This window comes from Virgibacillus proomii (assembly GCF_018916875.1).
Lineage (GTDB): Bacteria > Bacillota > Bacilli > Bacillales > Amphibacillaceae > Virgibacillus > Virgibacillus proomii_B.
Genome location: NZ_JAHLNO010000004.1, coordinates 385686 through 410601, shown reverse-complemented (window position 1 = coordinate 410601; position 24916 = coordinate 385686). Strand labels below are relative to the sequence as shown.

Below are 24916 nucleotides of genomic sequence, written 5' to 3'. Positions count from 1 at the left end.
TTTAATTTTGTTCATGGTCATCATGGTTATTTTTGGTAAGCTTTCCTATAGAGCCTCGCATATCCGTATCTGCATCAATATTTTTGTAATTCATATAATCCATTACGCCAAGATGTCCAGATCTTAATGCTTCGGCAAGTGCAAGTGGTACATCTGCTTCTGCTTCCACTACTTTTGCACGCATTTCCTGAACTCGTGCAAGCATCTCCTGTTCTTGAGCAACCGCCATCGCACGACGCTCTTCCGCTTTTGCCTGTGCAATATTTTTATCAGCTTCAGCCTGATCCGTTTGCAGTATTGCTCCAATATTCTTGCCAATATCTACATCAGCAATATCAATGGATAATATTTCAAAAGCAGTACCTGCATCTAAACCACGATTTAGTACATTATGAGAAATAGAATCGGGATTCTCTAATACCTCTGTATGAGAATGAGCGCTACCGATTGTACTTACAACACCTTCTCCGACACGGGCAATTACTGTTTCTTCTCCAGCACCCCCGACGAGTCGATCAATATTAGCACGGACAGTAATCCTTGCTTTTGCTTTTACCTCAATTCCATCCATAGCAATTCCGGATATAAAAGGAGTTTCGATTACTTTTGGATTAACACTCATTTGCACTGCTTCTAAAACATCTCGTCCAGCTAGGTCAATTGCTGCACCGCGTTGAAACGGAAGTTCAATATTAGCACGATGCGCAGCAATTAAGGCATTTACAACTCGATCAACATTTCCGCCTGCCAAGTAGTGACTTTCCAGTTGATTTGTTTTTACATTTAAACCAGCTTTATGAGCTTTAATTAATGGGTTGATTACTCGACTAGGTACAACTCGGCGCAGACGCATTCCAACTAGTTGAAAAATCCCTACCTTGACTCCGGCAGCTAAGGCGCTGATCCATAGCATAATAGGGATAAATGTAAATAAAATAGCTACAGCAATTAAAATAACCGCAATAATAATTATCGGCATTAAACTTTGTAAATCCATTTCATAACCTCCTAATTTATATTTGTAAAAACTTCACTCTATCGGCCTGGTCTGCCAATATAAATGAAGTTAAACAACTAATTCAATTGTCTTACTACAATGCGTACACCTTCGACTTTAACAATCTTCACCTTTTCATTTTGATCAATAAATCGACCTTCTGATACTACATCAAGACGTTCATCATCAAAAACAGCAGTTCCGGCCGGCCGTAATGGTGTGACTGTAACACCTTCTAAACCAATTAATTCCAAGCGATTCACAGAGGAAACATAACCCAGCTCGGTACTCGTTTGATCCTTAAGAATAATATGACGAAAAATCCCTTTATCCATGCCGATTCGGCGAAATAAAATCACAGAAACAATAATGGACAATAAAAAAGCAATCCCAATACTCATAGCAATATGCCCAATATCATAGCCAGACATAAACAATGAACCAATAACCGAAGCCGTTCCAAGGAGTCCCATTATTCCTCCAGGAACAAAAAATTCTGCAATAATTAGCACAATACCTAACATAAGTAAAATAACTGCTTCCATTCCGGCTAACCCAGCTACAATATGACCATAAAAGAACAACACGAGAGAGACAAGTCCCATTATACCCGCTACCCCAAATCCTGGTGAATATAATTCTACTACTAATCCTAAACTTGCTAGAGAAAGCAATATTGGGATAACGACAGGATGAGTTAAAAACCTGGCAATCCCCTCAGCTAAAGTTGGTTCTTTCTCCACGACTGTTGCATTTTCTAAACCTAAATCCTGAAGAAGCTCTTGTCGATCTGCAACTGTTCCTTCTGAATAACCAACTTTTATCGCTTGGGAGGGACCAAGCGTTAAATATTTTCCTTTGCCTGCATCTAATTCGGGTAAATCAATGCTTTTATCTGCCATTGCCATTGCATATAATGGATCTCTCCCTTTTGATTCAGCTGCACTCTTCATAGCAGCTATCCAAGCTGATTGGGCCTTTTCATCAGCAGCGTTTCCATCTGAAGTAATCACACCACTTGCCCCCATTGTAGCTTGCGGCTTCATATAAATATAGTCCGTATTTAAGGCAATATAAGAACCTGCAGACAAAGCCTTATTAACAATAAATGATGTTGTAGGAAGTTTAATATCTTGTAAAAGACGGGCAATTTCTCCTGCTGAATCAACTCTACCACCAGGTGTATTTATTTCAAAAATGATGTGATCGGTTCCTTCTTCCACAGCCTCTTTTATTGCTCTGGATAGAAATGCCTGTAATCCTCTTTCTACTTCTTTTTCAATTGGAATAACATGAACAGATTTCCCACTTCCTTTATTTGCATAAATTAGGGTTTCACTGTTAAAAATGATATAGAAAAATGCGCAAAACAATATAAAATATGTAATAAATCTGTTAGCAGGCAAATATATTCACCCCTTTAATGATGTATTAACTTATACGAATAATTTTACAAATGGTTTCAATTTAAATGGGACTATTTAAAAATATACCATAAAAAATTTTCAATCACACTCTATTTTATTCTTACTGATTAGTCTGCCTAAACAAATCAATTTTACTACGTCGAATTTCCTTCCACGCTAAATTTCATTAGGCTTAAGGTATAATAAAAGACCCTAATCAATTAACTGACTAGGGCCTTTTGTTAGTTACTCAACTGTTTTTGTACAAGTTTATTAATTTGTGAACCATCTGCTCTACCTTTTACCTTAGGCATAATCGCACTCATTACTTTTCCAATATCTTTTTTTGAAGTTGCATTTACTTCTTCGATGGTTGACTGAACAATTGCCTTGAGCTCTTCATTTGTAAGCTGCTTTGGCATATATTTTTCCAAAATATGCAATTCTGTTTCAGTTTTTTGAACAAGATCTTCGCGTTCAGCTGATTTGAATTCTTGGAGGGAATCTTTTCTTTGTTTTACTTCTCTAGACAAGATAGTTAATTCTTCGTCTTCTGATAATACATCTTTTCCAAGTTTAATTGATTCATTCTGTAAAGAAGCCTTCACCATGCGAATAACACTAAGGGTCTCTTTGTCTTTATTCTTCATCGCTTGCTTCATATCTTGATTTAATTTTTCAAGTAATGTCATCTATTGCACCCTCTTTAGAATTTACGCTTTCTAGCAGCTTCAGATTTCTTTTTGCGGCGTACACTTGGTTTTACGTAGTGTTCACGCTTACGATATTCCTGCAATGTACCGCTTTTGGACACACTACGCTTAAAGCGACGAAGAGCATCTTCAAGAGACTCGTTTTTACGAACGCGAGTTGTATTTGACATGCTAATTTCCCTCCCTCCGAAGCACAAAACAGATTGTACTAGCATATGACTTTCAATTCATATGCTTTTTAAAGTATAATATAATCCTTTATTTTGGTCAACTGCTTCTTATCCAACTATAGGTATTTTATGCTTGTTTTTAATAAGAAGTTTCTCCTTTTTCTCCTTTTATAATCGAAACACCAGCACTTGCTCCAATTCGAGTTGCACCTGCTTCAATCATAGCTTTCGTTGCTTGTAAATCACGGACGCCACCAGAAGCTTTTACTCCCATATCAGTACCTACAACTTCACGCATTAAACGAATATCTTCAACGGTGGCTCCTCCGCCAGAAAACCCTGTCGAGGTTTTTACATAATCTGCTCCCGCTTGTTTTGCCAACTTGCAAGCACGAATTTTTTCGTCTTTCGTTAATAAAGAAGTCTCAATAATTACTTTAGTTAGTGCTTTTTCCTCAGCAGCCTTAACTACCGCTTCAATGTCTTTTTTTACGGTTTCGTCGTCACCAGATTTTAAAGCGCCAACATTAATAACCATATCTACTTCTGTTGCCCCATCTTTAATTGCTTGCTTTGTCTCATTCACTTTCATAGCAGTAGTTGTTGCTCCAAGTGGAAAACCAATGACTGTACAAACTTTAACTGATGTAGTTTTTAATTTATCATAGCAATAAGAAACCCAATATGGATTAACACAAACAGAAGCAAATTCGTATTCTTTTGCCTCATCTACAATCTGATCAATTTTCTCCTTTGTTGTATCTGGTTTCAGTTGCGTGTGGTCGATGTACTTCGCTAAATTTTTAATCATTTTTTCCTTCCTTCCTAGATTATGTTGTACGTACCTCTTAAGTATCATAGCATTAATTAGTATAGAAATCTATTCACGTGAGTATTATGATTGGCGAATTTTCTTAAAAGAAATTGAAACTAGCTCTAAATTAGAATGCCACAAACGAATAACGCGAAAACCTTGACGTCACGAACCGCTAACCTTACATGTATTTAGTAAGCAAGAAAAGCGCAAGCAACTGGTTAGCGACATACAAACTGGAAAGCTCCACCGAGATAAAGTAAAACTTCATTCCGTGAAACGCTTTTTACACAGAATGTTAGTACCGCAAGGGTATGACCTAAAGGCCCTTGAACTAATCGGGCATTTAGGTGACGTTTTCTCTATAATCTTGAATCAGTAATCATACGGCACCTTACATGCGGGATAAAGTGAACCTTCATTCAAGGAACTCTTTTCTCCTCGTATATTATTATTAACTAGTATTTTTACTAGTTTTAAATCGTTGTACCACTCAAGGTATAATGTATTTAATCAGATAGAGGTTGTCGTAATTCTCCTCGAAAAAGAAAAACACTTTTCTGCGTGCGATGTATCACTGACGTAGTTTTCCTTGTCCTTGAAAAGGAAAGCACTTTTCTACGTGCGATGTATCGCTTTCGAAGCTTTTCTTGTCCTTGAAAAAGAAGTACAATTTTTCTGCGTGATGTATCGCTGACGTAGTTTCTCCTTGTCCCTGAAAATGAAGTACACTTTTTCTGCGTGCGATGATCACTTTCGAAGCTTTTCTTGTCCTTGAAAAAGAAGTACACTTTTTCTGCGTGCGATGTATCGCTGACGTAGTTTCTCCTTGTCCTGTCGCCCCGAACGAATCGGGTATTTAGGTACTGTTCTCTACTTATTTTCTATAACTCTTGAATGGGGAGTCTTACGGCACCTTACATGAAGGATAAAGAAAACATGCCTCTAAAACAGGGTATGCCGACAATTGGGCGGCAAGCCCGCTTTTAGTCGGCCTTTCTTTAGATTCGAACCGATGTTAACTTATCGTAAATAGAAAATTAAAGTTTGCTAATGCTTGAAGTGCTTAAGCTACTTTCAAAAAAAGCAACCCGATCACTTTTGACCAGGTTGCTTCTATTAATTTACCTTGACATTTTCATATGCAAAATCATCCAATACACGTACAAGCCTTCCTTGATTCAATGGATAATCTGCTTTAGCGATTTTAACACGAACAAGCTTTCCAATCATATCTAAAGTACCATCAAAGGCTACCTTTAAATAATTATCCGTATATCCAATTAGCTGATTTGGATTATCTTTATCCGTAGAGTGCTCTTCAGGAATCACTTCTAGAACTTCATCTTCATAATTGGCAGCATATTCCTTCGCTAATTGGTTAGAAAGTTCAATGAGTTTGTGGACACGGTTATTTTTCACTTCATCATCAACTTGTCCATCCATTCGAGCAGCAGGAGTACCTGTCCTACGTGAGTATGGAAATACATGTAACTCTGAAAATCCGATTTCTTTAATAAAATCATATGTTTCTTGGAATTCCTCATCTGTTTCACCAGGAAATCCTACAATGACGTCCGAAGTAATTGCTAAGCCAGGTAAGGCTTGTTTAAGCTTCATCACTTTTTCCTTGTAATAAGCTTTAGCGTACTTCCGGCGCATTCTAGCTAGTACAGAGTCAGAACCTGATTGTAAAGGAATATGAAGATGTCTTACAATTTTTTCCGATTGATCTAAAACGTCAATCACTTCATCTGTAATTTGACTTGCTTCGATCGAAGAAATACGAATCCGCTTCAGTCCATTTACTTTTGTTTCTAAATCTTTTAGAAGCATAGCAAAGTTATAATCTTTCATATCTTCACCATAGCCTGCTGTATGAATACCTGTTAATACAATTTCTTTGTAGCCTGCATCAACAAGTTTTTGTGCTTGTTCAATTACGTTCTTTGGATCTCTGGAACGAAGCAGACCGCGAGACCACGGGATGATACAAAACGTACAAAAATTATTACATCCTTCTTGAATTTTTAAGGAAGCTCTTGTACGATCTGAAAACTCAGGAACTTCCATTTCCTCAAACACTCGGTTTTTCATTATATTGGATACACCATTAACTGGTTCTTTCGTTTTCTTATGCTGCTCAATATAATCAATCATATGTTTACGATCCTGTGTTCCAACAACGACATCCACTCCTGGTATTTCTAAAATTTCTCCAGGGGACGTTTGAGCATAGCATCCAGTTACACATACAACAGCATCAGGATTTTTTCTGATTGCCCTACGAATTACCTGTCTGCTCTTTTTATCGCCAGTATTCGTTACCGTGCATGTATTAATAACATAAACATCCGAATTTTTCTCGAAATCAACACGCTCATATCCACGTTCCATAAACATGCGCCAAATACCTTCTGTTTCATAATGATTTACTTTACACCCTAGTGTATGAAAGGCTACTGTTGGCATGCCTAACACCCCATTTCTTCAAAATGATACGATATGCTTGCTAAAGCATATAATACAGCAGTTTCTGTTCGTAAAATCCTCGGACCAAGACGAACAGCTTGAAAACCAGCTGCTCTTAGTGATACAGCCTCATTTTCCGTAAAACCGCCTTCAGGACCGATACAAATAACTAAGCGCTGATTGTGCTTTAATGATGATAGAGCAGCAGCTAATGATCGGTAATCACTTGTTTTTGCTTCCTCTTCATAAGCAAACAACTTCAAATCATAGCTATTAGCTGCTTCCACCACTGATTTTAACGATTTACAAACATTAACATTCGGTAGTTTATTTCGGTGGCTTTGCTCACTAGCTTCTTTGACAATTTTATTCCAGCGCTTCAGCTTTTTCTCACGGCGATTATCATCCCATTTTACAACTGATCGAGCCGCTTGAAAAACAAAGAAGCTGGAAGCCCCGAGCTCAGTTCCTTTTTGTAATATCCACTCCAGCTTATCACTTTTTGGCAGGGCTTGTGCAACAGCAACTTCAATGGGCATTTCAACATTTCGGTCAAGCCATTCCATAATATCTGCATAAACAACATCATTATCTAAAAAAGTTATTTTGCATACAGCAGCTTTACCATTTGGGTGATTACAAATAATTTCATCACCAATTTGGAAACGCATGACCCGTTTTATATGATGAACATCGTCGCCAATTATTTTTATTGTTTTGTCCGACCATGTTTGTTCAGGAATAAAATATCGTTGCAATGGCTATCACCTTCTTCAGAAAAATAATTATTGGATCTTTTGTGCTACAATAGAAATCCAATCTTCCATTTCATTGACTTGGATAATGTTAAAGCCTTGTTGTTCGATACGATCTTTAACCAATTGCTTCTTTGTTTGGGTAATTCCTGAAGTAATAAAATAGCCACCGGGTTTCAAACGATTCCATGCACTGTCTACAAAGCGTACAATTACTTCAGCTAAAATATTAGAAACAATTAAGTCTGCTTCTACTGTGACATGATCTAATAAATTATTTTGCTTGGCAGTAATGCGACTATTTAAACGATTTAATTTTGCATTTAAAATTGTACTTTTCACTGCCACATCATCCAAATCATACGCATAAACATGGCTTGCTCCTAATAAAGCAGCCGCAATGCTCAAGACACCAGAGCCAGAACCAACATCAATTACTATATCTCCACTTTTAACGAATTGTTCTAATGCTTGAATACTAAGTACTGTCGTCGGATGCGTCCCAGTACCAAATGCCATACCGGGATCTAGCTCAATAATCAATTCATCTGTATCTACAGGTCTATAATCTTCCCAAGTTGGCGTAATGGTAATACGCTTAGATATTTTAACAGGTTTATAGTACTTTTTCCAAGCAGTAGCCCATTCTTCTTCATGTACTTCACTTAACGTAATTTGATTTCTTCCCAAATCAATATCGTATAGCATTAAGTTGTTAATAGCTTGCTTTATCTCTTCAACTGTTTCTCCTAAAAAGCTATTTACGGGAAGATATGCTTTAATATAAACCCCTTCCTCCGGATAGTCTTCAGGATTTAACTCATATACCTCTCCATATTTAGACGAGTGTTCTTTCACTAGATCTAGTGCTTCTTCGATCACTAGTCCACTTGCGCTGTTTTCATGTAAAATATTTGAGATTGGCTCGATAGCTTCATTTGTCGTATGAATACAGAGCTCTGACCACTTCATTGGAACCACCCTTTTCTATTTTCAAAAAAATCATTTACTCCGCTTACTGAAGAAAGTGAGTTAGCCAAAGTATCAGGAGGATGTTCAAAAAGTCGGGTGAAAATAAAAGCTAACAATTCATCGCTGGCTTGTTTTTTATAGCTTTGTACTTTAACTCATGCATTCTTGACAAAACTACACCACCACCTTGAAATTCGACTCGACAGGACAAACCAGTGTAGGTATTGCAACAAGAACGTTGCGACCCTTAGCCGACCCAACCTTAGTCCCTTTTGTCCTCTTTTTGAAACACGCTCTATATATTGTCATTTTACACTCAAAAGTAATTAAATTTTAAAGTTACTCACTTTTAAAAGCTTTCCTAAATCGCCCAAATAACGAATTATCTTGTTCGTCAGTTGCTTGGTTTCCACTAATTTCATTAAATTCACGTAATAATTCTTTTTGTCTTTCTGTAAGTTTAGTCGGTGTTACGACCCTCACTTTAACGTGCTGGTCGCCGTGACCATAGCCACGTACATTTGGTGCTCCTTTTCCTTTTAAACGGAAAGTTTTACCAGACTGTGTTCCTGCTGGTATTTTCAGTTTTACTTTTCCGTGAACGGTTGGCACCTCTACTTCATCACCAAGTGCTGCTTGCGTAAAGGTTAGTGGCAATTCGCAGAATATATGATCTCCTTCTCTACGAAAGAATTCATGTGGTCGAATTTTGACAACGACAAATAAGTCTCCAGGAGGTCCTCCATTTATACCTGCTTCACCTTTTCCTGAAACCCGTATTTGTTGTCCCTCATCAATTCCTGCTGGTATAGAAATATGAATGGTTCGACGTTTTTTTACTCTTCCAGTACCACCACATGTTCTACATTTTTCAGGTATAACTTTTCCTGTTCCGTTACAGTAATTACATACTCGGCGATTGATCACTTTACCAAATGGAGTGTTTTGTTCCATATTTAATTGACCGGTTCCATTACAATGAGAACAAGTTTTTATTTTCGTACCAGGTTTTGCACCTGATCCTGAGCAAGTATCACAAGTTTCCTCTTTCGGAATTTTAATATCTGCTTCTTTACCAAAAATCGCTTCTTCAAAGGTTAATTCCATCGTATATTGAAGATCTGCACCTTGCTGCGGAGCATTAGGATCACTTCTGCGTCCGCCACCGCCAAAAAACATGTCAAAGATATCACCAAAACCGCCGAAATCTTGCGCTCCACCAAAACCACCAAAACCTTGACTTTGTGGACCTGCATGACCAAATTGATCATACTGTGCTCGCTTTTGATCATTACTTAAAACTTCATAAGCTTCTTTTACTTCCTTGAATTTCTCCGCTGCATCTGACTCTTGGTTTACATCTGGATGGTATTTTCTTGCTAATTTACGATATGCTTTTTTTATTTCATCCTTTGTCGCATCTTTTCCAACGCCCAGAACTTCATAATAGTCTCGCTTACTCACTTGATCACTCTCCCCGATACACACTTTTGCATAACTTTTATCTTACCACCATCTGTGCTTACGTGGCAAATATCTACATAAACGAATAACGTGTAAAAAGTCAAAGCCAAGAGGATCCCTGACTTTGACTTTTAAACTACAGGATAATGGAGGGGGCGTTTATTTCAAAACTTCCCGGATTTAACTGATCCTGTTTATACCATTTATTTTTTATCTTCTTCGTCGTCCACTTCTTTATATTCTGCATCAACAACATTATCGTCATTGTTATTGTTATCGTGATTGTTATTATTTCCTTGCTGTTGTTGCTCTTTTGCCATTTGTTCATATAATTTCACAGAAAGCTGTTGCACTTGTTCTTGTAAAGCATCTTTCTTTTCTTTAATTTTTTCTATATCATTTGATTCTAATGCGGATTTCAATTCTTCTTTAGCAGCCTCAGCTTTTTGCTTTTCGTCTTCAGAAACTTTATCACCAAGGTCTTTAATTGTTTTATCTGTAGTAAAGACTAACTGATCTGCTTCATTTCGCAATTCAACTTCTTCACGGCGTTTTTTATCAGCATCTGCATTTTCTTCGGCTTCTTTCACCATGCGTTCAATTTCTTCATCAGAAAGACCAGAAGAAGATTTAATGGTAATGGACTGTTCTTTATTCGTACCTAAATCTTTAGCGCGCACATTCACAATGCCATTAGCATCAATATCGAACGTAACTTCAATTTGTGGAACACCGCGTGGTGCTGGCGGTATATCGGTTAATTGGAAACGACCTAATGTTTTGTTATCAGCTGCCATTTCACGCTCGCCTTGTAACACATGAATGTCGACTGCTGTTTGGTTATCGGCAGCAGTTGAGAAAATTTGTGAATGGCTTGTAGGAATTGTTGTATTACGTTCAATTAATTTTGTCATTACACCACCCATTGTTTCAATACCTAAAGAAAGCGGAGTAACGTCTAATAATACAACATCTTTTACATCACCTTGCAACACACCACCTTGGATTGCTGCTCCCAGTGCAACTACCTCATCCGGGTTCACACCTTTAGAAGGTTCTTTACCAATAATACGTTTAATCGCTTCTTGAACTGCCGGAATTCGTGTAGAACCACCTACAAGAATTACTTTGTCAATATCACTTGCTGATAAATTAGCATCGGATAGAGCTTTACGAGTTGGAATCATTGTACGCTCTACTAAATCTGAAGAAAGCTCTTCAAATTTTGCTCGTGTTAGTGTCATTTCTAAATGAAGTGGTCCAGCTTCTCCTGCCGTAATAAATGGTAAGGAAATTTGTGTTTGTGTAACTCCAGATAATTCTTTTTTCGCTTTTTCAGCTGCATCTTTTAGACGCTGTGTAGCCATTTTATCCTTAGACAGGTCAATACCATTTTCCTTCTTAAATTCTTCCACCATGTAATCGATGATCACATCGTCAAAATCGTCTCCACCTAAACGGTTATCCCCTGCGGTTGCAATAACTTCAAACGTACCGTCACCAATATCTAAGATAGATACGTCAAATGTTCCTCCACCAAGGTCATACACTAAAATAGTTTGATCTTCATTTTCTTTATCAATCCCGTAGGCTAAAGCAGCAGCGGTTGGCTCGTTAATAATCCGTTCAACTTCTAATCCTGCTATTTTTCCAGCGTCTTTCGTTGCTTGCCGTTCTGCATCATTAAAGTATGCTGGCACAGTAATCACTGCTTTTTCAACTTTTTCGCCAATATAATCTTCTGCATACGATTTGATATGCTGTAAGACGATTGCTGAAATTTCTTGTGGTGTATATTCTTTATCTTCAATTTTAACTTTATAATCTGTGCCCATATGACGTTTAATGGATTGAATTGTATTTGGGTTTGTTATAGCCTGACGTTTAGCAATTTCACCAACTTGTCTTTCACCATTTTTAAATGCAACAACAGAAGGTGTCGTGCGGTTTCCTTCAGGGTTAGGAATAACTACTGCTTCGCCGCCTTCCATTACTGCAACACAAGAGTTTGTAGTACCTAAATCAATGCCGATTATTTTACTCATCATTATTTCCTCCTTAACTAGCAAAAACGATTATTTATTTACTTTAACCATTGCTGGTCGAATAACGCGATCTTTTAGTTTGTACCCTTTTTGTAATTCTTCTATGACTATATTCGATGGTTGACTTTCATCTTCAATTTGCATAACCGCATGATGTATATTAGGGTCAAATTCTTCTCCGACAGAAGCGATCTCTTCGGCACCTTGTGACGCAAGTGCTTCTTTAATCTGGTTATAGACCATTGTAATGCCTTCTATAATACTAGCGGTTGCTTCTGTTTTTTCTACTTGCAATGCACGTTCAAAGTTATCTAAAACTGGTAATAATTCTTCAATCAGATCTTGTGACTTATATTTACGATCGGCTTCCCGTTCTTTCAACGTTCGTTTTTTGTAATTATCATACTCTGCTTGAATCCGTAATAAGCGATCATAAAGTTTATCTTTTTCCACTTCCAGCTCTTCCAGTTTACGTTCTAACTCTGATGTCTCATCGTTAACGTCATTTGCTTCATCTGTTTCTTCGGTATCAATGACTTCAGCAGATTCAACTGCATCTTCTGTCACCTGTTCTTTTATATCCATTCCTTCATCTGTAGCTGTATTTTCCTGTTTCTTCTGTTCCTCCACGTCAGACACCTCCAATTTAAATTAACCACCTTACACTATAACATGTTAAGCTCCGGAACGAAACAATGGGCTTTTACTGAAACTTGCCCATTGTTTGCTAATTCATTCATAACAAATGGACCGCTAAAACCAAGTTACTCATTGTGTTTATACCACATATCTAATGCCTCTGTCATTTCATGAGAAAGGATGTTTAATAATGAGATGACTCTACGGTATTCCATCCTCGTAGGACCTAACAATGCGATCGTTCCCATCTGTCCTTCAGCCAAATGATAGGATGCAGTAATTAAACTAAAATCCTTGATTGCTTCGATATCGTTCTCTTTTCCTATCGATACTTCTATGCCGTCTTTTGCCTGCTTCAATAAGTTGGCAATCTCTTCTTCATTCTCAATCATTGCATAAAAATCACGTATCTTATCAACATCATTAAACTCTGGCTGCATTAACATATTCGACTTACCACCAATATATACTTTTACCGGATGATCCTGAAAGAAAATATTTTTCAAGTATTGATACGATTTATCCAAATTGGATACGTACTTTTCCATCATGGCATCAATTTCCGAATTGAATTTTTCCGCCAATTGTAGGATCGGCACACTATGAAGCTGTTCATTTAAAATATTGACCATTTTTTCCAAATCAGAAGGGTTAATTTTCTCTGGAATGGAAAAAGTCCGATGTTCTACATGACCAGTGTTTGTTACAAGAATAGCAACAGCTGTATTAGGTGATATCGTAATAATTTGTATTTGTTTTAATTTCGTATCGAAAATTTCTGGCCCCAGTATAATAGAGGTATAATTCGTCAACTCCGATAAAACTTCCGCTGATATTTGTACAAGTTGTTCAAACTCAAAAAAGCCATCTTTAATAATGTGTTTAATTACATTACCTTCTTGTTTTAAAATAGTTGGCGAAATTAGATGGTCAACATAGTAGCGATATCCTTTCTCAGAAGGAATACGACCAGATGATGAATGAGTTTTCTCAAGAAACCCCAGATCCTCTAAGTCTGCCATTTCATTTCGAATAGTTGCAGCACTATATGGAATAACTTCCTTTTTTGCAATAGCACGTGAGCCAACAGGGTGTGCTGACTTGATGAAATCATCAATAATGACTTGTAGTATCATTAACTGCCTTTTTGATAACATGATGATCACCTCTGTTAGCACTCATACCTTTCGAGTGCTAATTCTAATAATAAAGTATCAAATCAGCTTTTTTTTGTCAATGAAATGGCATAGCAACGATTGATTTTTTTTAGAACAAAAGCGAGAAGTGCTCAGTTAGCGACGTACAAACTGGAGATATCTGACGTGGTAAAGTGAAACTTCATTCCGTGGAACGCTTTTTACACGGAATGTTAGATGAACCAATCGGGCATTTAGGTGCCGTTTCTCCAATTTAGACTCTTCTCCGTATTCTCTATAATTTTGAACTGGTAGTCTTACGGCACCCTACATGCGGGATAAAGTAAAACCTCATTCAAGGATTGTTTTTCTCCTTGTAGTGGATCAAAGGCTAAGATCGCAAGCGTCCATGAAAAAAGAACTTTTTGCGGTGTATTACTGTCGAAGATACTCTGTCCTTGAAAAAACACTTTTTCTTTGAGCGATGTATTGCTGTCGTAGTTCTTCTTACCCTTAAAAAAGAAAAACGCTTTTTCTGCATGTTGTTGCTAGTCGCTTGAAGCACATCAGCTAGATGAAGCTACTTTTAAACAGCCATATTATAGAAAACGGTTATCATTTCTAAACAGAAAGAAAAAACACCTGTATCATAGCATACAGGCTATTGTTAAAACATTGACTATTTTAGCATTTCCTCTTCAAGTAAGAACCTCTCAAATACTTCATTAGCCAATAACTTACCTTCTTCCGTTAATACAATTGTATTGACATCCTCTATTAACCAACCTTTTTGTATGAGTTCTTCAATAGACGAACGGTATACTTGATCCACCGAAATTCCAAATTTAGCTGCAAAATGACGTTTATTTACTCCTTGCATCCTTCGTAATCCAAGAAACATTTCTTCTTCCATTTGTTCTTTTTTACCAATTGAATCGATGTGTAAGATTGGTTTTCCATCTAGTTTTGCTTGTTTGATATAGGCAGGCAGTGGACGAATATTACCATAACGTTTACCGGGTAAATAACCATAAGCTCCTGCGCCAAAACCGTAATAATATTCATTATTCCAATAAGTTAAGTTGTGCTTGCTTTCAAATCCTGGCCGAGCAAAATTACTAATCTCATATTGTAATAATCCATTTGCTTTAGCTGTTGCTTTTAAAATTTCATACATCTGCACTTCGTCCTCTTGTGCAGGACGATGTAGCTTGCCCTTTTTATAGCGTTGATAGAAAACGGTTTTGGGCTCAATTTGCAAGGCATATGTCGAAAGATGTGGTAGATTTAAACTCATTGCTGCCTGTAAAGATGCTTTAAAATGAGCAATCGACTGATTTGGAAGTGCATAGATTAAATCCGTACTAATATTATCTATGCCATGTTTCTGTAAAAGTTCAATCGTATGATATACATCTTGCACGGTATGAATTCTGCCTAATTCCTTTAGCATGGCATTATCAAATACTTGAACACCTAAAGACACTCGATTAACTCCATACGACGTCAATAATTTTATTTTTTCCTCACTAAAATCTCCCGGATTAGCTTCAATCGTAAACTCTTCGCATACTGTTAAATCAAATTTCAAACTTAGTTGTTCTAACACTCCTTCTAATTGATCAACAGTTAAAGCAGTCGGGGTTCCTCCACCAATAAAAATGGTACGGATCTTTGTATTATTTTCCTTTACATAAGTGGAAATTTCCTGTTTTAACGCATCTATATAGTCATTTGCCAATTGTTCGTTATAAAAAAACTTGGTGAAATCACAGTAATGACAAATTTGCTGGCAAAATGGTATGTGCACATAAACAGATTGAATTAAATTCATAACATACCCCTTCTTTATAATAATAAGCAGAATAATATTGTAACTTATACAGATTATTAAAAGCGAATGAAACAATTAAAGTTGTTAAGCGGCTAAAAAACTAACATATCTCATAACTGTTATAAACAACGCTTAATTATTTTTCATTTTTAAAAACCGTCCTAGCCGACCATTAAAACGGTGGCAGGACGGGTGATCATATGAGCTAATGACAATTTTTCCAGCTTGTACCCTTGATTTAATCATCATCCATCTTCAAAACTGCCATAAAGGCTTCTTGGGGAACTTCCACGGATCCAATCATTTTCATTCGTTTTTTACCTTCTTTTTGCTTTTCCAGTAATTTACGTTTTCGTGAAATGTCTCCCCCGTAACATTTAGAGAGTACGTTTTTTCGCATTGCTTTGATCGTTGAACGAGCGATAATCTTATTGCCAATCGCAGCTTGTACGGGAACCTCAAACTGCTGTCTTGGGATAAGATCTTTTAGTTTTTCTACAATCTGCTTTCCACGCTCGTAAGCAAAATCACGGTGAACTATGAACGATAATGCATCGATTGTTTCCCCATTTAGTAATATATCCATCTTCACTAATTTTGACGGACGGTAACCAATTAAATCATAATCAAACGAAGCATAACCTTTCGTTTGTGATTTGAGCTGATCAAAGAAATCATAAACAATCTCAGATAATGGAATATGATAAATTACATTAACCCGAATATCATCTAAGTACTCCATATCAATAAATTGACCGCGTTTTTTTTGTGATATTTCCATTACCGCACCAACAAATTCGTTTGGCACCATGATCGTTGCTTTTACATATGGCTCTCGTATTTCATTAATTTGTTGAGGGTCGGGTATAAATGATGGGTTATCAATAGAAATGGTTTCTCCATCCGTTTGCTCCACTTCATAAATAACACTTGGGGCGGTTGTAATTAAATCAATATTAAACTCTCTTTCAATGCGTTCTTGAATAATCTCCATATGCAATAATCCTAAAAAGCCACAGCGAAAGCCAAAGCCCAATGCTTGAGATGTTTCCGCTTCATACTGAAGGGATGAATCGTTTAATTCTAACCGCTCTAATGCTTCTCGTAAGTCATTGTAATTTTTAGAGTCTACCGGATATAGACCGCAAAATACCATTGGGTTTAATTTCTTATATCCCGGTAAAGGTTCTGTTGCCGGGCGGCTTACCAGTGTGATCGTGTCACCAACCCGAGTATCGCCTACATTTTTAATCGATGCTGTCAAATAACCGACATCACCAACAATTAATTCATCTTTACTTTCTGGTTTAGGATGAAATACACCAACCTCGTTAACTTCATATTCTTTGCCAGTTGCCATCATTTTTATTTTGTCGCCAACTTTAACAGACCCTTCTTTTATACAAACGTTTGCGATAACACCACGATACGAATCATAGAGAGAATCAAAAATCAGAGCTTTCAGAGGTGCTTCTGGATCACCAGATGGGGCCGGGATTGTTTCAATAATTCGTTCTAAAATCTCATCTATTCCAATATTTGCTTTTGCTGAAGCAAGAATCACATCATCTTTATCAATCCCAATTACATCTTCCAATTCTTGTTTGACACGCTCTGGATCTGCACTTGGTAAATCTATTTTATTGATGACAGGAATGATCTCTAAGTCGTTATCCAAAGCTAAATAAACGTTTGCTAACGTTTGCGCCTCTATTCCTTGAGCAGCATCAACCACCAAGATAGCACCTTCACAAGCTGCAAGACTTCTCGATACTTCATATGTAAAATCAACATGTCCAGGTGTATCGATCAAATGGAAAAGATATTCATCTCCAGCATTACTTGTATAATTAAGCTGAACTGCGTTTAATTTTATTGTAATACCACGCTCTCTCTCCAAATCCATAGCATCAAGCAGCTGATCTTTCATTTCTCGTTGTGAAATTGCTTGTGTTCGCTCTAAAATCCGATCAGCTAATGTTGACTTTCCATGGTCAATATGAGCGATAATCGAAAAGTTCCGTACATTTCTTTGATTTTCTGCCATTAATGATGTTCACTCCTACTTCCTTCCACCTGTATTCCAACAGATAGAAATCCCAAAATTAACTACGCCAATGACTAGGTTAGATTATAGCAGTAGAACCATTGATATTCAAGAACAAAAGCTAGAAGCACCCGGTTAGTAACGTACCAAACTGGAGGTCTTCTGACGAGATAAAGTGAAACTTCATTCAAGGAGTACTTTTTCCCTTAAAAAACCGCGATGTATCCTGTCGTAGCTTTCCTTGTCCTTGAAAAGGAAATCACTTTCTGCGTGCGATGGTATTGCTATCGAAGCTTTTCTTGTCCTGTCTACCGAAACGAATCGGGCATTTAAGAGCGTTTGTTTCTAAAGTTCGAAAAATAATAAGCAGATATTTTTCAAAGGTAGAAATACGGCTCCTTACATTCGGGATAAAAAAACATGCCTCTAAACAGGGATTTACTGATGCCTGAGCGGCAGCCCACTTTTAGTCGGCCTCCTTTAGATTCGAGCTAATGTTGACTTATCGTAGGAAGAAGACTGAAGTTTGCTAGTCGCTTGAGCGCTGGAGCTAGATACAAAAGCGCAGGCGCTCGCTTAGCGACGTACAAACTGGAGGTCTTCTGACGAGATAAAGAATACACGGTGACGCAGGAGCCGATGTTGACTTATCGTAGGAAGAAGACTGAAGTTTGCTAGTCGCTTGAGCGCTGAAGCTAGACACAAAAGCGCAGGCGCTCGCTTAGCGACGACAAACTGGAGGTCTTCTGACGAGATAAAGAAAACACGGTGACGCAGGAGCCGATGTTGACTTATCGTAGGAAGAAGACTGAAGTTTGCTAGTCGCTTGAGCGCTGGAGCTAGACGAAGCAACTTTTTCAAAAAGTTATCCTCCATGCAAAACGGATATCATTTCCTAGACAAGAATAAAAACGTGATACTATACTACATATTGAATAATTCAATCTGTTCAAGCATCACATATAGAAAAATAATAAGTTAAATTCGTCAAAACCAATAGTATATCATGTTCAAGAATTTTCCAATTAGGGATCAGTCAAACTAAGCTAAGCTCGATTACTAGCAGAAATTGGCAAGGTGGTTAATGGACGTACCAGGGTTCTTACAATCGATCAACTTGTTGATAAATTGTAAGAACCTAACATTTTTAACAGCGACCTTTAATAGTATCAGAACGGATAGTTTCTTAACAACTTAAAAAAACAGCTGTGATATTTGATATAAAATTTCGACCACAATCTCATAAAATCCTGTAATACTTGCTTCCAGTATAGAAGCTGTCTTCTCCGTTACCGGGGCCGGAGCTTCTACTTCTGCAAGAGGAGCACTGTTTTCCTCACTAGTTGCTTTATTTATCTTTTCGATAGATGGTAAAGTTATTTCCTCCGTCTTGTCTGAGGCAATGGATTCTTGTTCCTTATTCACTGTACCTTGATTACCGTAAACTACCCCTGTTAAAAAACAAATTGCCAGTAACAAAAGAATAATCACAGATCTTGCCATATTAACCCTCCTAAGAATCGGCGTTTACTTTCTCGGCATCCCAGTATAATTCACTAAATACATCTGCGAATGCATCAGCTGAACGATACAGCTCGTCTATATTATTTTCTACTCCACCAAACTCCAACAGTAACGCATTTTCTGATAAATCCTGATTAAATATACCATTTGTCCCTGCACCTTTCTTAGTAAACACTCCCCTACTTAAGCCAGGGTACTTTTCTTCCAATAAATAATGTAATTTTGCTGCTAGTTTTTGATTTTTTTCATACGCATCATGCTCTGCACCAATAACAATCATAACTCGAGCATATGATTGTTCGTTAATTTTCGTTGTTGTTTTATTCCTATCGATTGAATCACGATGCAGATCAAAAACATAGGTAATGTCTTTATTCGCTGCAACAGTCTCACGAACAATTTCTCTTGAGGCTTTATAAGATTTTCCATAGTCCCAGCCCTTATTGTTCAGTTCACTCATAATATCAGTATTATCCACCTTTGTTCCTATGCCATTCGCTTTTAACGATGTTGCTAACCGTTCACTTACCTTGGTAATATTTACTTCTTTATGATGAGCTTCATTTGGATCAGATACATCAGGTAAATGTGGTAAAAATGATTCTCGGTTATGCGTGTTATACAAAAACACAACATTTTTATCTCCGGTTGTAGGATGTGATTTTTTTGTGCGGTTATCATTTTTAGATTCTTCGTTTTGCTCCGTTTCTTTATCTTGCTGATCAATAAAAGCTTGTCGTTCTTTTAAAACGTTCTTTAAGGGGGGTGAGGATTCAATAGGAAAATTAGTAAAGTTGGTTCCCTTACCAGCAATTAAAATTTGATTATCAAAACTGGAGAACCCAGGTATTTCATTTCTTATTAAGCTACGGGGATCTTTGGGTGTAAGGTTGGTTGCTACTTTAAATAAGGTTGTTAAGACATTTGGCTTGTTTTTATCAGTTGGATAACTTTGTTGAAAGGCACGATTTTCCAAGCTCAGTAAATAATAGAAAAATGAACTATCAATATCACTTGTCCATCCGGTAATAATTTCAGATGATAGTCGATAAGCAGGCTTTACCGTAGTCATTATTCCAATAAATAAAAATAATAGAACAAAACCAATGAAATAAACACTGCCTTTTTGATAAAATAAGCGCAGCCAGTTACTTTTCCATTGCATGGTTCCACCCTTTCTGAAATGCAACTTCATAACACTATCATTTTCTATAGTTCACTCTATGAAGTGAATTCCAAAACTAGAACCTCAAAATAGATTCAATCCAGAGTAAAAAAGTCCCTCGCGTAAGCATATCTTTAGTATTTCTATGATTTCGAAAAAATAAAAGAGCATTCCTATTCAGCTCTTTCATTTGAATACGTCTGTCTTTAAGCTGAATACTAGAATGCTCACTACATTTTTTGTATACTCTTTTTTATCTTGAATAAAAAGCAAAATTATCAACATCCACGGTTTCATGCAATGCAGCATTAACACCATTAGCTAGTAAATTTGCCATATCTTTCATAAACCCATCGACTTCTTTTGGTGTAACCATTAAATTATGTCCAAGCGGTGTTAAGACTTCGGTAATCAGTTTTCTTTTTTCTTTATCATCAAGACTGCCGACAATACCTAAAAACGTTTGTCGTTTTTCCTTGTCTGGCATATCTTCATCCGTTAAACTTCTATTTCCAAATGAGAGACCAGCAGGAGTTAAAGATTTAGATGGCTTATCTTTTTCTTTCCATTCCCTTCCAAAATGCTTCAACAAAAAATCGATCGTATCACTAGCAATCGTCACCGCATCTACGACAGTAGGAACACCGATAGCAAAAACTGGAATACCTAGTGTTTCTTTACTGATTTCTTTACGTTTATTACCAACACCAGAGCCTGGATGAATACCAGTATTGGACAATTGAATGGTTTCGTTAACTCTTTCAATTGATCTTGAAGCTAAGGCATCAACACAAATAACAAAATCCGGCTTAAATTTTTCTACAATCCCAAAAATAATATTACTCGTTTCAATGCCGGTTATCCCCATCACACCGGGAGTTATAGCAGCAGTAGGCCGGTAGCCTTCTGCAACCGTTTCATGCTCCAGTTCAAATAAATGACTTGTCACTAGCACTTTTTCTATCGTCATCGGCCCTAGCGCATCTGGTGTAACATTCCAATTTCCCAATCCGACGATTAAGCATTTACCATCTTTAAAGATATTGTTGGCAGCAATTAATGCTTCTAACTCCTTTGCTAATACTTTCGCTGCTTGCTCCTGTCTTTTCGTGTCCTGACGTTTCACCCCATCAGCATAGATGGTAATATATGTTCCCGCCTTCTTTTGCAGTAGCTCAGCTCCTGTTTCATCAATTTCTACACAGGATATTTTTATTCCTTTTTCTTCACGTTCTTTGATGGTTACCCCTTTTATTTCCTGTTCTGTTTTTTGTTGATTTTCAACATACATATCCTTTGCTTCCACGGCAAGATCGGTTCTAACTTGATACGGGACAATATTCTCATTTGCTTGATCCATCCATCGCTCATCCTTTACATATGTTTTATCCGCATTTAAGATGCCGGGCTCCCACTTCAAGAGGGATAGAAAATAGGAGGAAATCGACATCTAAATACTCGATTCGGTTCAAAGGCCTTTAGGTCATACCCTAAGGTACTAACATTCCATAGAGGGTGAAGGAAAAACTTATTGAATGAAGTTTCCTTTATTTCTAGCTTGAACCAATTTTGCAAACTCATTCATCTAGAACGAATTGGGATTTAGAAGATGATTCTCTGACATAGTTCTCAAGCTAATAAATATTGTTTAAAGTGGAAAAATAAGTATCCTTACATGTGGGAGAAAAATATCCTTCTACATAAAATTTTTATATACGCTAATGTAAAATGGAAATTCGCTGCATCATTTTCACTTGGCTGTTTGAATATCTATTTACAGATTGTCATAAGTTTAATTTTTTAAATTTCTTGTTAATCTTATCTTTGTATTTAGAAAAACTTTTCTATTCTTCGACAAAGCTACTTGAAAACAACCGTTTCCTTTGGTAAAATGACCTTTGTCCAAAGACAAAGCATAATTGTATCAACGGAATAATTTGCCTGAGGATAATAACCCATATACATCTCTACAAAGATGATTTAGGAGGTGAAAGACATTGGCTAATATTAAATCTGCAATTAAACGTGTAGAAACGAATAACAAAAAACGTTTGAATAACAATACACAAAAATCTGCAATGCGTTCACAAATTAGACAAGTAGAAAAACTTATTGAAGCAAAAGATAAAGAAAATGCAAGCATTGCTTATCAAGCTGCAAAGAAAGCAATTGATAAAGCAATAGGAAAAGGAATTGTACACCAAAATTTTGGCAACCGTCAAAAATCCCGTTTAGAGCAACGAATTAATCAGCTTGGAGCATAAAAAAACGATCCCACAGGATCGTTTTTTTATTATTTATTGTGCTTTCGTTGCTTGGCCTGTGACCAAATGATAAAGTAGCATTTCGAATGCCAACTCTTTTTCCATTTTACCTTGCTTTATTACCCTGTCTGTTTCGGCAAACTCATTCATAATATATGTAAGCAAATCAATTGTAAAATGCTTTTCTCGTTTTAATGCAATTTTGATTACATATGGGTGAATTGCGAGTATTTTCTCCATTTGCGCTTGTGTATACCCTTTTTGCCTTAATAGTTTAACCCGTAAAAGAGTCCGAAACTGAAAAGCAAGCAGTCCAATCATGGCAATTGGATCTTCCTTTTGTTTTTCTAAATTTTTATAAATTGCTATTGCCCTATATAAGTCACGGTTCATAACGGCATCGACTAAGCGGAGAGAAGTACTCGTTGGTGTATGCGCCATTAAATCCTCAGCGATCTCTTTTGTCACTTGACCATTTTCACCTACATAGAGCGAAAATTTATGTAACTCATTTTCCAACAACAATAGGTTTGTAGACACTTCTGCTTCCAGCATATCGTAAACTTCATTTGCCAGCTCAATCTTAAATTGACTTGCAAGTTCGTCAATCCATTTTTTTAGTTCATATTCCTTTATCGGATTACAATTCGCAACAACAGCGTGTTTTTTTATTAATTTCGTTATTTTTTTCCGTTCATCTATTTTTTCATAGGGTGCTGTTAATACTAAGATAGAATAATCTACAGGTGCTGTTAGATACGTTTCTAACATCGACAACTGATGTTCAACGGAATTTTTATCTTGCTTTGCTTTTAAGAACGATGCGTTATTAGCAATTAGGAGCTTCCGTTCACCAAAAAAAGGATATGTTTCAACATCAGCAATAACATCTTCAATCGGCATTTCTTCCAAATCGTAAACGGCAAGATTGTCTTCATCATTGTGAATTACAACCCGCTTTAATTGTATAATTAAATTTTGTATAAAAAAGGATTCATTTCCATAAAATAAATATACAGGTGATAGTTGTTTTTTCTTAATCTTTTTTAAAGTGTCTAAATAAGCCATCCCATTCACTCCAACTTTTTCAACATATCTTTATGGTAAATCGTTGTAAAGATAATCGCAAGAGCGAAATTGTTGTATACATTTTTCGATTTATTGTTTAATGTCTAAAAGGATTTAACATAAAGGGTAACAGAGAGGGATACTTTACTTGGAAATGATCCCTCTCCAATCTATATCAACGCTTGGATAACTGCCCTAGGAACAGCTAGCCAAACGATATTTGTTTTACTTATAGACTTTCCCTTTTACGTAAAAGTATTGATGTTAAGTCTTTCTAATTTTGGAATGAAGACGTTTATGTGTTAGAATATGATATACAGTGGATTTTTTATCGTATCTAACTTATATATGGGGAGGGGTTAACATGAACGAGTTTGAAAAAGATACGCAATCAAAAACAAATGATGTAGTTGATAATATCAAGGGCTTCACCCTTTCATTTGTTTTCTTTTTATTAATATTCACTATCGGTGTTACAATCAGTGTGTTGGGATCGTAAAGAGACTGTTTAAAGTCTCTTTTTTATACTATAGGAAAGTATAAAATTTTAGGGTTTATAGTATAAGAAAAACTACAGCTTTCGCTAAAGACTTGGCGATAAGCCAAGTTTTTCTAATATTATAGGAACGATATCCGTTTCTATATGGTGGATATCGTTTCGTCTAGCTTATACGCTTAAGCGAAGTAACTTCGATCTGTCTTACGGTAGTCAACATCGGTTCGAATCTAAAGGAAGGCCGACTAAAAGCGGGCTTGCCGCTAGAGGTGTCGGCATACCCCTGTTCTAGGGGCATGTTTTCTTTATATTGTTAAAAGTTCTGCCGTTTGTATGTCACTAAACGAGCGACTTCCTGTCTTTGTTCTTTTATTTTTTTCTAAATATGGAATAACGGATTAAGATTTTCTACAAATAAATGGATCAAATGGATGACTGTTTCATAATTAAAGTTGATAAAAAAGAGGATCTTCTCATTTCCCAACCTTTTGTACTCTCGAATGCTAGTATATTTATTAAGCATATTGTTTAAAGAATATGGATGCCTTTCTTTATTTTTTAAAATATTTTTATCATTGTGTGCTTTATTATGTCTTTTATAAGTTTTTCCTTATCTTAATGATAAGAAGTAGAATGAGGCTATTGTTTTAAAAAACGTGATGTATTCCTGTCAAGTTTTTCCTTGTAAATCGCGATGTATTGTTGCCGTGGCCTCTCTGTCCTTGAAAAATCGTGATATATCGCTGACGCAGTCTTTCCTTGTCCTTGAAAAAGAAAAACGCTTTTTCTGCGTGCGATGCCTATTCAAGCAGTCTCTCTAGTCCTGTCAGCCCAAACGAACGAAATTTAGATGCCGTTATCTAATGCTTAGACTTCTTCGTATTCCCTTAACTCTTGAAATGAGAGTCTTATGGCAGGGATAAAGTGAAACTTCA

General features: G+C 36.7%; 22 protein-coding genes. 2 read left to right on the top strand and 20 right to left on the bottom strand.

Annotated features, from left to right (window positions below):
• Position 1 precedes the first annotated feature (1 nt).
• The 18 genes from floA to gpr all read right to left on the bottom strand — a co-directional run bounded on the left by floA (position 2) and on the right by gpr (position 21513).
• A complete protein-coding gene (gene floA, locus KQI21_RS03195; RefSeq protein WP_216482586.1) occupies positions 2–997 on the bottom strand; it encodes a flotillin-like protein FloA in 996 nt (331 codons plus the stop codon).
• 77 nt (positions 998–1074) lie between these two features.
• Positions 1075–2403, bottom strand: a complete 1329-nt coding sequence (locus tag KQI21_RS03190; RefSeq protein ID WP_216482585.1) for an NfeD family protein — start codon at positions 2401–2403, stop codon at positions 1075–1077.
• A gap of 242 nt (positions 2404–2645) precedes the next feature.
• Positions 2646–3095 (bottom strand): GatB/YqeY domain-containing protein, encoded by a 450-nt coding sequence (locus KQI21_RS03185; RefSeq protein WP_216482584.1) that lies wholly within the window; start codon positions 3093–3095, stop codon positions 2646–2648.
• A 14-nt stretch (positions 3096–3109) separates the two neighbouring features.
• Positions 3110–3286, bottom strand: a complete 177-nt coding sequence (gene rpsU / locus KQI21_RS03180) for a 30S ribosomal protein S21 (RefSeq protein ID WP_216482583.1) — start codon at positions 3284–3286, stop codon at positions 3110–3112.
• Between the two features lie 139 nt (positions 3287–3425).
• Entirely contained in the window at positions 3426–4097 is a 672-nt protein-coding gene (gene deoC / locus KQI21_RS03175) for a deoxyribose-phosphate aldolase (RefSeq protein WP_216482582.1), read from the bottom strand.
• A 512-nt stretch (positions 4098–4609) separates the two neighbouring features.
• On the bottom strand, positions 4610–4891 hold the full coding sequence (locus KQI21_RS03170) for a hypothetical protein (protein ID WP_216482581.1): 282 nt from the start codon (positions 4889–4891) through the stop codon (positions 4610–4612).
• Positions 4892–5219: 328 nt separating this feature from the next.
• Positions 5220–6572 (bottom strand): tRNA (N(6)-L-threonylcarbamoyladenosine(37)-C(2))-methylthiotransferase MtaB, encoded by a 1353-nt coding sequence (gene mtaB / locus KQI21_RS03165; protein WP_216482580.1) that lies wholly within the window; start codon positions 6570–6572, stop codon positions 5220–5222.
• A gap of 2 nt (positions 6573–6574) precedes the next feature.
• The gene (locus KQI21_RS03160; RefSeq protein WP_216482579.1) at positions 6575–7330 is read right to left on the bottom strand and encodes a 16S rRNA (uracil(1498)-N(3))-methyltransferase; all 756 of its coding nucleotides are present in this window, start codon (positions 7328–7330) and stop codon (positions 6575–6577) included.
• A gap of 27 nt (positions 7331–7357) precedes the next feature.
• Positions 7358–8299 carry a 50S ribosomal protein L11 methyltransferase gene (gene prmA / locus KQI21_RS03155; RefSeq protein WP_216482578.1) on the bottom strand — a complete coding sequence of 314 codons (942 nt, stop codon included), beginning with the start codon at positions 8297–8299 and terminating at the stop codon, positions 7358–7360.
• 339 nt (positions 8300–8638) lie between these two features.
• Positions 8639–9763: a molecular chaperone DnaJ gene (gene dnaJ / locus KQI21_RS03150; RefSeq protein WP_216482577.1), complete on the bottom strand. Its 1125-nt coding sequence runs from the start codon at positions 9761–9763 to the stop codon at positions 8639–8641.
• A 203-nt stretch (positions 9764–9966) separates the two neighbouring features.
• A complete protein-coding gene (gene dnaK, locus KQI21_RS03145) occupies positions 9967–11808 on the bottom strand; it encodes a molecular chaperone DnaK (RefSeq protein WP_216482576.1) in 1842 nt (613 codons plus the stop codon).
• A gap of 30 nt (positions 11809–11838) precedes the next feature.
• Entirely contained in the window at positions 11839–12393 is a 555-nt protein-coding gene (gene grpE / locus KQI21_RS03140) for a nucleotide exchange factor GrpE (RefSeq protein ID WP_216482689.1), read from the bottom strand.
• Positions 12394–12572: 179 nt separating this feature from the next.
• Entirely contained in the window at positions 12573–13604 is a 1032-nt protein-coding gene (gene hrcA, locus KQI21_RS03135; protein ID WP_216482575.1) for a heat-inducible transcriptional repressor HrcA, read from the bottom strand.
• A gap of 658 nt (positions 13605–14262) precedes the next feature.
• Positions 14263–15417 carry a radical SAM family heme chaperone HemW gene (gene hemW, locus KQI21_RS03130; protein ID WP_216482574.1) on the bottom strand — a complete coding sequence of 385 codons (1155 nt, stop codon included), beginning with the start codon at positions 15415–15417 and terminating at the stop codon, positions 14263–14265.
• Positions 15418–15655: 238 nt separating this feature from the next.
• A complete protein-coding gene (lepA, locus tag KQI21_RS03125) occupies positions 15656–17464 on the bottom strand; it encodes a translation elongation factor 4 (protein WP_216482573.1) in 1809 nt (602 codons plus the stop codon).
• Positions 17465–18658: 1194 nt separating this feature from the next.
• A complete protein-coding gene (locus tag KQI21_RS03120) occupies positions 18659–18967 on the bottom strand; it encodes a hypothetical protein (RefSeq protein WP_216482572.1) in 309 nt (102 codons plus the stop codon).
• Between the two features lie 10 nt (positions 18968–18977).
• A complete protein-coding gene (gene spoIIP / locus KQI21_RS03115) occupies positions 18978–20153 on the bottom strand; it encodes a stage II sporulation protein P (protein ID WP_216482571.1) in 1176 nt (391 codons plus the stop codon).
• A 253-nt stretch (positions 20154–20406) separates the two neighbouring features.
• Entirely contained in the window at positions 20407–21513 is a 1107-nt protein-coding gene (gene gpr, locus KQI21_RS03110; RefSeq protein WP_216482570.1) for a GPR endopeptidase, read from the bottom strand.
• A 637-nt stretch (positions 21514–22150) separates the two neighbouring features.
• Between gpr and rpsT the strand changes: the two genes are divergently transcribed.
• Positions 22151–22417 carry a 30S ribosomal protein S20 gene (rpsT, locus tag KQI21_RS03105; RefSeq protein WP_216482569.1) on the top strand — a complete coding sequence of 89 codons (267 nt, stop codon included), beginning with the start codon at positions 22151–22153 and terminating at the stop codon, positions 22415–22417.
• Between the two features lie 33 nt (positions 22418–22450).
• On the opposite strand, the gene holA is transcribed toward rpsT, so the two are convergent.
• Positions 22451–23485 carry a DNA polymerase III subunit delta gene (holA, locus tag KQI21_RS03100; protein ID WP_216482568.1) on the bottom strand — a complete coding sequence of 345 codons (1035 nt, stop codon included), beginning with the start codon at positions 23483–23485 and terminating at the stop codon, positions 22451–22453.
• Between the two features lie 364 nt (positions 23486–23849).
• On the opposite strand from holA, the gene KQI21_RS03095 reads away from it, so the two are divergent.
• The gene (locus KQI21_RS03095; protein ID WP_216482567.1) at positions 23850–23984 is read left to right on the top strand and encodes a YqzM family protein; all 135 of its coding nucleotides are present in this window, start codon (positions 23850–23852) and stop codon (positions 23982–23984) included.
• Between the two features lie 667 nt (positions 23985–24651).
• Here the strand turns inward: KQI21_RS03095 and KQI21_RS03090 are convergent.
• Positions 24652–24789: a hypothetical protein gene (locus tag KQI21_RS03090; protein ID WP_216482566.1), complete on the bottom strand. Its 138-nt coding sequence runs from the start codon at positions 24787–24789 to the stop codon at positions 24652–24654.
• Positions 24790–24916 lie beyond the last annotated feature (127 nt).

Coding starts and splice junctions, on each gene's coding strand:
- rpsU (WP_216482583.1), bottom strand. CDS start 3,286: ATGTCAAATACAACTCGCGTTCGTAAAAACGAGTCTCTTGAAGATGCT.
- lepA (WP_216482573.1), bottom strand. CDS start 17,464: ATGGCAGAAAATCAAAGAAATGTACGGAACTTTTCGATTATCGCTCAT.
- mtaB (WP_216482580.1), bottom strand. CDS start 6,572: ATGCCAACAGTAGCCTTTCATACACTAGGGTGTAAAGTAAATCATTAT.
- spoIIP (WP_216482571.1), bottom strand. CDS start 20,153: ATGCAATGGAAAAGTAACTGGCTGCGCTTATTTTATCAAAAAGGCAGT.
- deoC (WP_216482582.1), bottom strand. CDS start 4,097: ATGATTAAAAATTTAGCGAAGTACATCGACCACACGCAACTGAAACCA.
- holA (WP_216482568.1), bottom strand. CDS start 23,485: ATGGCTTATTTAGACACTTTAAAAAAGATTAAGAAAAAACAACTATCA.
- floA (WP_216482586.1), bottom strand. CDS start 997: ATGGATTTACAAAGTTTAATGCCGATAATTATTATTGCGGTTATTTTA.
- KQI21_RS03095 (WP_216482567.1), top strand. CDS start 23,850: ATGAACGAGTTTGAAAAAGATACGCAATCAAAAACAAATGATGTAGTT.
- KQI21_RS03185 (WP_216482584.1), bottom strand. CDS start 3,095: ATGACATTACTTGAAAAATTAAATCAAGATATGAAGCAAGCGATGAAG.
- prmA (WP_216482578.1), bottom strand. CDS start 8,299: ATGAAGTGGTCAGAGCTCTGTATTCATACGACAAATGAAGCTATCGAG.
- dnaK (WP_216482576.1), bottom strand. CDS start 11,808: ATGAGTAAAATAATCGGCATTGATTTAGGTACTACAAACTCTTGTGTT.
- gpr (WP_216482570.1), bottom strand. CDS start 21,513: ATGGATCAAGCAAATGAGAATATTGTCCCGTATCAAGTTAGAACCGAT.
- hrcA (WP_216482575.1), bottom strand. CDS start 13,604: ATGTTATCAAAAAGGCAGTTAATGATACTACAAGTCATTATTGATGAT.
- hemW (WP_216482574.1), bottom strand. CDS start 15,417: ATGAATTTAATTCAATCTGTTTATGTGCACATACCATTTTGCCAGCAA.
- KQI21_RS03120 (WP_216482572.1), bottom strand. CDS start 18,967: ATGGCAAGATCTGTGATTATTCTTTTGTTACTGGCAATTTGTTTTTTA.
- grpE (WP_216482689.1), bottom strand. CDS start 12,393: ATGGATATAAAAGAACAGGTGACAGAAGATGCAGTTGAATCTGCTGAA.